Raw genomic sequence first — 6,875 nt, forward strand, 5'->3', positions numbered from 1 at the left:
ACACGACGTATTCGAACTTGTCGCCACGATGGATCCCGAGGTACTGCGCGACCGGTCCGAGCCCATGCGTGGGATAGAAGTTCGTATCGCGTTCCGTGTGCGGGATGCGACGCCATAGTCCTTCGTCCCGATTCTCGAAGAGAATCTGGCGGAGATCGTGCAGGTAGGCCGCCTCGGCATGCAGCAGTGTGCCGAACACCCCTTCGCGCACCATCCGCAGGACGGTGAGCTCACTGTTCCCGTAGCAGCAGTTCTCCATGAGCAGACAGTGCCGCTTCATCTTTTCCGACGTGTCCACCAGCTCCCAGCACTGATCGACCGACAGCGCGATGGGGACTTCACTACCGGCGTGCTTCCCCGCGCGCATGGCGGCGAGCACCACCGGCGTGTGCCACGGCCACGGGGTGGCGGTGTACACGAAGTCGATGTCGTCGCGCTGCACGAGCCGCTCGAAATCACGCTCGCCGTTGGTGTACAGCGCCGGCGCCTTGCGCCCCGCCTTCACCACGCGGTCGGCGGCGCGCTGCGCCTTCTCCGGCACGATGTCGGCAAGCGCGGTGATCTCCACGCCCTCGATGGCCAGCAGTTCGCCCAGCACCGAGCTCCCGCGTAGTCCGGTGCCCACGATCGCGATGCGCACCGTGGCGTGCTTCTCGAAGGGCACGCCGAGCATGCTGCCGTTGCCGGCCTGGCGCGGCGGAGACAGGTCGACGCGCCAGTCATCGGTGCTGGCGAGCAAGCGCGCCGGCGTGCCGGTGACGGCCGCGGCCGCCAACGCCGCGGCGGTGCCGCTCAACAGGTCACGGCGCGACACGCTTCGCGATTCGCCGGGGGTGCTGCCGTTTGATTCGTCGCTCATGTGTCCATCCGGATGTCGGAGTCATCGCCCAGGTTCATACTGCCCTTCACGCCTCGCACCATCACGCGGTCGCCCAGGAAGGCGTCGTGCAGCTGCGCGTGCTCGATCGTGGTGCGCTCGCCGATCACCGCGTTGGTGATGGATGAATGGCGCACCGTGCTGCCCGCACCGAGCGAGACGTTGGGCCCCACGGTCGCATGCTCGATGGTGCAGCCATCTTCGATGTACACCGGCTCGACGATCGTCGCGCCTTCCCCCAGGGTAGCGGGGCGACGGGCGCGTCCCTTCTCGAGCATGGTGCGGTTGGTGTCGAGCAGCGTCTCGAGCTGACCGGCATCGTACCATCCGGCGACATCCACGACTTTGATCTTGGCGCCGTGATCGATCATGTACTGGAAGGCATCGGTGAGGTACCACTCACCCTTGTTCGGCGCGGTGGTGAGCACATGGTCAATGCCTTCGTACAGCAGCTTCCAGTTCTTGATGTAATACAGGCCGATGTTCGCGCGCTTGGAGATCGGCTCTTTCGGCTTCTCCACGATCTTCGTCATGTGCCCGTGTTCGTCGGTCACCACGACGCCGAAGCGCTGGTAGTCCTCGACTTCCTTGGTCCAGATGATGCCGTCGTCGTCGCTGTCCTTGAGCATGGTCAGGTCGGCATCGAAGATCGTATCGACGAAAATGATCAGCACGGGCTGGTCGACGAACGGCTTCGCCAGCGCCACGGCGCCCGCGGTGCCGTCCTGCACCGCCTGCTCGATGAACACGCTCGGGATGTCGTAGGTCGCGCGCGCGTACGCTTCGACTTTGTCCTTCAAGTGGCCGGTGATGTAGACCACCTGCTCCACATTACCGAGCGTGAGCACGTCGTCCATCACGTAGCTCATGACCGGGCGGCCGGCGACCTTCAGCATCGGCTTCGGGGTCACGTGCGTGTGCGGACGAAGGCGCGTGCCCTTCCCGGCGAGAGGGATGATGACCTTCATGGCGAAATCGGTCCCGAGTGGCTGGGGGAAGTGGGTGTATCTGAAGACCGACGCAAGATGCAGAACGGCGCCGTCCTCGGGGAGGGGCGGCGCCGTACGAAGTGCTGCGGGGTCCTGACAGGCTCGAGGCGCGTGGCGCCCGGACGGCGCCTCACGGCGCGCTGGTGCCCTCGCGGCCGTAGCGATCCTTGAGGCGGACCACGTCGTCGAGTTCCGGCGTGCTGGCCTCCAGCACATCGCAATCGGTGATGGCTTCCATGTAGTGGATCGTGCCCGGCGTGATCCGGAACGACTGCCCGGTGGTCAGGCGCTGGTCCTGCAGCTCGGTTTCCCCTGGCAGCTGCACCCAATACTTCATTTCGCCCTGCAGGAGAAAGACCGTTTCGTCTTTGCGCTCGTGGTACTGCACGGACAGGGCCTGTCCGGCCGTGATGTGCAGGATCTTGCCCACGTACCGATCGGTATGGGCCCAGATCGTCTCGTGTCCCCACGGTTTCGGTACATGCCGGACTTCAACGCGACCACTCATGCAACGCTCCAGAATCGTAGACGAATCATAGGGCTACCCTGCTCTCGGACGACTGGCGCCAGCCCGGCGTAAACGAAACGACCGGATGGTGGGGCTCGCCCGGATGTGCATCGGGGGAGCGCACCACACAGTGCACTCCCCCGATGAACGCGACATGCGCAAGTCGGCCTCAGGCGCGCGAGACGCCCATGCGGCGACGCAGCAGGGCGAGCTTCCGGCGCAGCGAGCCATCCATCACGGTGTCTCCGATGCGGACCACGACCCCCCCGAGGATGCTCGGATCGACGGCAAGATGCGGCACCACCGTCTTGCCAACGATGGCCGACAACCGCTGGCCAATCGCGTCGCGCTCGTCATCGCCCGTTTCACGTGCGACGGTGACGCGTGCATGCACGATGCCGGTCGACGCATCGAGCAGCGTGTCGTACTCGTTGGCGACGATCGGGATGAGCATCTGCCGGCGGTTCTTCACCAGCTGCTGCAGGAAGCGCAGAAACAGGCGCGGCACACGCTCGCCGAGCGCCTTGTTCAGCACCGCCGATTTCTGGTCGGCCGCGATGCGCGGCGACTCGAGAAAGCGGAACAGCGTGATGTCGGTTTCGATCGCGGTCGCGATCTGCCGCAACATCGTGCCCCACCCGGTCGTATCCTCGGCCTTGCGCGCGAGGGTCAGCAGCGCCTCGGCGTAGTTACGGGCGACCGATTCGCCCTGCACGCCGGCTGGCATCAGCGCGTACCCTTGGCGCCGTCGAGCGACGCCAGAAAGCTCTCGACAATCTTGCGGTTGCCGGTCGAATCGAGGTTCTGCTCGATCACGCGCGAGGCGCCGGCGATGGCGAGGTCGATCGCTTCCGTGCGCAGCGCGGCGACGGCGGCGGCCTTCTCGCCCTCGATCGAGCGACGGGCCTGCTCGATCATCTCTTCCTGCTGCGCCTTGGTCAGCGCGAGCAGATCGGTGCGCATCTTTTCGGCCGTGGCGCGGCTGTCCGCGATGATCTGCTGGGCCTCCGTACGCGCGGTTTCGAGATGGGCCTTCTGCTCGGCGAGCAGGGACTCGGCCGCGGCACGATCGCGCTTAGCCCCTTCGATTGCGTCTTCGAGCGCCTTTTCCCGCGCCTCGACGGCAGCGAAGAGCGGCTTGAAGGCGAACTTCGAGAGGACGACGAGCAGCAGGACAAAGATGACCAACGTCCAGGCCATCACGCCGACATTCGGGTCGAGCAGATTCGGCGGGCCACCTTCGGCAGTCTCAGACGCAAAGGCCGGAGACGCGGTGACGGCGATCACGGTAGCAAGCGCGCCGATACGGCGGGCGGAAAGAGCGAGCATGGAGAGGTCCACGAGAAGAAGAGAGTGCGGCGGGGCGCCCGGATGGACGCCCCACACGCGAACACGTTAGAACGTGATCTTGCCCTGGATCTGGAAGCCGATCACGACGCCGAACAGCGCGGCGCCTTCGATGAGCGCGGCCAGAATGAGCGCGGCGGTCTGGATACGACCCGCGGCTTCCGGCTGACGCGCCATGCCTTCGACGGCCGAACCACCGATGCGGCCGATGCCCATGCCGGCGCCGATCACGGCACCACCGGCAGCGATGCCGGCGCCGATCATGGCCATGCCCTTCGGATCCTGAACAACCGGCGCAGCGGCCTGGAGGAGACCCATGATTTCCATCGTAACGCTCCGAAAATAGTCGTTGAGAAGTGCACTCCCGGCGGCGGTATCAGCTACCGCGTGTCCCGTCAGCGGGCCGAGGCCCAACGGGCATCACCGATCGCTCGATCGGCTACGGCTCTCATGGGCAGGGGGAGGACCTGCCCGGAGAGTGAACGCTCCTAGTGGTGGGCTTCGCGGATCTGCCCGATGAACACGCAGGCCAGCAAGGTGAAGATGAAGGCCTGCAGGAAGCTCACGAACAGTTCGAGCATGCTGATCGCGGTCGCCATGAGCACCGGCACGCCGGCCAACGCCCACGACTGGAACGCGAAGATGAGGCCGATGAGCGCGAGGAGCACGATGTGTCCGGCGGTCATGTTCGCGAACAAACGGATGGTGAGCGCGAACGGCTTCGAGATCTTGCCCACCATTTCGACCGGCGACATGACAAAGAACATCACGACGCGCATGACGATCGGCAGGTCCTTGTTCCAATAGAAGATCGTGTTCAGGTAGCCGAGGCCATTGGCGCGGATACCCGCGACTTCCACGACGATGGCCGTGATGATGGCCAGCGTGGCGGTCACCGCGATGTTGCCGGTGGCCGTCGCGCCGTACGGGATCATCCCGAACAGATTGCAGGTGAGGATGAAGAAGAACAGCGTGAGCGCGAACGGCACGAAGGCCTCGCCGTGATGGCCCACGTTCGGCAGCACGACTTCGTTGCGCAGGTACAGCGCCATCGCTTCCATCGCCCCAGCGAAGCCCTTGGTGCGGCCGTCGGTCTCGTGCTGCTTCTTCGAAGCCGATGCGGCGCTGATCAGCACCACCGCCACGAGCAGCGCCGCTCCCAGCATGAACACGACATGCTTGGTGGGTGAGAGATCGACTTCCATTCCACCGATGTGCACCGGCGCCCACTTCGGAAGTTCGACTTCCCTGGCGAGGTGGCTGTTCGGCCACGGGATTTCGAGGTGCGAGCCATCGGTGATGTGCGGCGTGATGAAGTCCACCGGACCGGCCGCCGGCGAGGCCGGAGCATGTTCGGCGGATTCCTGCGCACTCAGCGCGACGGGCGCGAAGGCGAGAAGCACGGCACAGGACAACGAGCGGAGCATGGACTGCATCCGAATCAGGTCTTAGTGAGCGTTCAGAAAGATCGGCTCGATCACTGTCGAGACGAAGTAAAAAACGACCAACGACATCAACGCGGGGGTGGACGGCAACCCCAACGCCTTGGCTCCCAGGAAAGCCCAGAACGCCACCGTGGCGAACCGCAGCAGCACCCCGAGTCCCCACCCCGCCATCACCTGCGTCCGCGCGACGAGCATCGCGATCGCGAAGGTGAACGTCTGCACGATCACGGCGAGCCACGCACTGGCGCGCACCGCTCCGGCTGACTCGAGATCGGTCCAGACAAACCGCTGCATGATGAACGCAGCGCACAGCACCAACGTGATCTGCGCGGCGGTGAAGCCGAGCACGGCGCGGAGCATTCTCGTCGGGGCAACACGATCGGTCGTCAAGGCTTCAGCAACGAATCAGTGTCGTCCGTGGATCGTGAAGTCACCGGCTTCGTGAGGCGCCGATAACTGGTGTAGAACGCTCCTCCCCCGCCGCCGAACAGCCCCCCTAGTAAGAAGAGCGGCGATGTATCGAACCGGCGGTCGAGCCAATTACCGGCGAATACAAAAAACAGGATGGCCGCGAAGAACTGCATGCCGAGTCCGGCGAGCGCCCACGGCGATTGCTCGCCGGGCGGCGTCGAGCCGGGTGTTGAAGTCCGCTGTTCCTCTGCCATGCGGGGCGGAAGCTAGAGGCTTGTGAAATTTTTCGCAAGGTATCAAAATGACCGAAACCGAACAAACACCGATTCGCGAGTATGGGCAACGCCCCACGCCGAAATGCGAAGCGCCATCGTCACTTAGCTGGTCAATTGCGGCTTGACAGCCACAGGTGCCGTTGATAACGTGGCGGAGTACCGAATTGTGACCCTGCGTCGTCCAAGCATATGTCGGTGCTCATCATGGGCATCGTCATCCGCGCCCCGACCATCCGCCCCTCTCCCTGATGCTTTCGCGCATCATCGTTCCACTGCTGGCCGCCGCCGTCCTCATGTTCGCGTGTGGTCCGCGAACGCCGAGCCCGGTTGCCGGTGTGCGCCCTCCCGTGGGCGGTCAGAAAGGCGTTACGTCTCATGTCATGGTGGACACAGCTCGCGGGGTGGTGCGATTCGCGATCGAAGTCGCGAACGACTCGCGCAAGCGGGTGGAGCTCAACTTCCCCGACGGGCGGACGCACGATTTCGTCGTGTTGAACGAGGCCGGCCGTGAAGTGTGGCGCTGGAGCGCCGGCCGCCTGTTCACGCAGGCCATGCAGAACCGCCTGCTCGACGTGAACGATTCAGTGGTCTACGACGAGCGCTGGTCGCCGCCGTCGCCGGGGCACTACACGCTGGTGGCGTCGCTACGCAGCGAGAACTATCCGGTGCAGCAGCGCGTCGACTTCGCCCTGCGCTAGTGGTGCCGCTCGCGCTCGCCGCGCCGCGCGTTACATTCTGTCGTCGTACAACGGACGCCCGTGGGCGTCCGTATGTGTTTCCGGGCTCGTCCATTTCGCATCTCACACCGCTCTTGTGACTACTCCGCCTGTCGAGAACGACCTCGCCCTGCTCGATCGTCTCGCGGAAGCGCGCCGCGAACTCGCCGCGCAGATCGGGAAGCGAATCGTTGGCCAGACCCAGGTGGTCGACGACCTCGTGACGGCGCTGCTCGCCGGTGGGCATATCGTGCTGGTCGGCGTGCCCGGCTTGGCCAAGACGCTCCTGGTGCAGACGGTGGCCCAG

Annotated in this window: 10 protein-coding genes and 1 pseudogene; 2 read left to right on the forward strand and 9 right to left on the reverse strand. The window is 64.8% G+C overall.

All coding sequences use genetic code 11. From position 1 onward, the window contains the following. The 9 genes from ACIRA7_RS13775 to ACIRA7_RS13815 form a co-directional block, all read right to left on the reverse strand. On the reverse strand, positions 1–859 hold an 859-nt coding region (locus tag ACIRA7_RS13775; protein WP_396221422.1), incomplete at its 3' end, for a Gfo/Idh/MocA family protein. Further along, positions 856–1,845, reverse strand: coding sequence for a sugar phosphate nucleotidyltransferase (locus ACIRA7_RS13780; protein WP_396221423.1), 990 nt, complete (start codon positions 1,843–1,845; stop codon positions 856–858). The genes ACIRA7_RS13775 and ACIRA7_RS13780, both read right to left, overlap by 4 nt. 151 nt (positions 1,846–1,996) lie before the next feature. Next, positions 1,997–2,374 (reverse strand): cupin domain-containing protein, encoded by a 378-nt coding sequence (locus tag ACIRA7_RS13785; protein ID WP_396221424.1) that lies wholly within the window; start codon positions 2,372–2,374, stop codon positions 1,997–1,999. Between the two features lie 169 nt (positions 2,375–2,543). Then, positions 2,544–3,101, reverse strand: coding sequence for a F0F1 ATP synthase subunit delta (locus ACIRA7_RS13790; RefSeq protein ID WP_396221425.1), 558 nt, complete (start codon positions 3,099–3,101; stop codon positions 2,544–2,546). Further along, positions 3,101–3,703, reverse strand: coding sequence for a F0F1 ATP synthase subunit B (gene atpF / locus ACIRA7_RS13795; RefSeq protein WP_396221426.1), 603 nt, complete (start codon positions 3,701–3,703; stop codon positions 3,101–3,103). Before atpF ends, ACIRA7_RS13790 begins: the two co-directional genes overlap by 1 nt. Positions 3,704–3,769: 66 nt before the next feature. Beyond that, positions 3,770–4,039, reverse strand: coding sequence for an ATP synthase F0 subunit C (atpE, locus tag ACIRA7_RS13800; protein ID WP_396221427.1), 270 nt, complete (start codon positions 4,037–4,039; stop codon positions 3,770–3,772). A gap of 170 nt (positions 4,040–4,209) precedes the next feature. Next, a complete protein-coding gene (atpB, locus tag ACIRA7_RS13805; RefSeq protein WP_396221428.1) occupies positions 4,210–5,148 on the reverse strand; it encodes a F0F1 ATP synthase subunit A in 939 nt (312 codons plus the stop codon). Positions 5,149–5,169: 21 nt separating this feature from the next. After that, complete coding sequence (locus tag ACIRA7_RS13810; RefSeq protein WP_396221429.1) at positions 5,170–5,526, reverse strand: hypothetical protein; 357 nt, start codon at positions 5,524–5,526, stop codon at positions 5,170–5,172. Positions 5,527–5,552: 26 nt separating this feature from the next. Further along, positions 5,553–5,831: an AtpZ/AtpI family protein gene (locus ACIRA7_RS13815; RefSeq protein WP_396221430.1), complete on the reverse strand. Its 279-nt coding sequence runs from the start codon at positions 5,829–5,831 to the stop codon at positions 5,553–5,555. Between the two features lie 401 nt (positions 5,832–6,232). Here ACIRA7_RS13815 and ACIRA7_RS13820 point away from each other — a divergent pair, with 401 nt between their 5' ends. Next, entirely contained in the window at positions 6,233–6,550 is a 318-nt protein-coding gene (locus ACIRA7_RS13820) for a BsuPI-related putative proteinase inhibitor (RefSeq protein ID WP_396221431.1), read from the forward strand. Between the two features lie 115 nt (positions 6,551–6,665). Next, a pseudogene (locus ACIRA7_RS13825) lies at positions 6,666–6,875 on the forward strand (AAA family ATPase); the annotation flags it as partial.

The sequence above is a fragment of the Gemmatimonas sp. genome (assembly GCF_044376735.1).
Lineage (GTDB): Bacteria > Gemmatimonadota > Gemmatimonadetes > Gemmatimonadales > Gemmatimonadaceae > Gemmatimonas.

Coding starts and splice junctions, on each gene's coding strand:
- ACIRA7_RS13780 (WP_396221423.1), bottom strand. CDS start 1,845: ATGAAGGTCATCATCCCTCTCGCCGGGAAGGGCACGCGCCTTCGTCCG.
- ACIRA7_RS13785 (WP_396221424.1), bottom strand. CDS start 2,374: ATGAGTGGTCGCGTTGAAGTCCGGCATGTACCGAAACCGTGGGGACAC.
- ACIRA7_RS13790 (WP_396221425.1), bottom strand. CDS start 3,101: ATGCCAGCCGGCGTGCAGGGCGAATCGGTCGCCCGTAACTACGCCGAG.
- atpF (WP_396221426.1), bottom strand. CDS start 3,703: ATGCTCGCTCTTTCCGCCCGCCGTATCGGCGCGCTTGCTACCGTGATC.
- atpE (WP_396221427.1), bottom strand. CDS start 4,039: ATGGGTCTCCTCCAGGCCGCTGCGCCGGTTGTTCAGGATCCGAAGGGC.
- atpB (WP_396221428.1), bottom strand. CDS start 5,148: ATGCTCCGCTCGTTGTCCTGTGCCGTGCTTCTCGCCTTCGCGCCCGTC.
- ACIRA7_RS13810 (WP_396221429.1), bottom strand. CDS start 5,526: ATGCTCCGCGCCGTGCTCGGCTTCACCGCCGCGCAGATCACGTTGGTG.
- ACIRA7_RS13815 (WP_396221430.1), bottom strand. CDS start 5,831: ATGGCAGAGGAACAGCGGACTTCAACACCCGGCTCGACGCCGCCCGGC.
- ACIRA7_RS13820 (WP_396221431.1), top strand. CDS start 6,233: ATGGTGGACACAGCTCGCGGGGTGGTGCGATTCGCGATCGAAGTCGCG.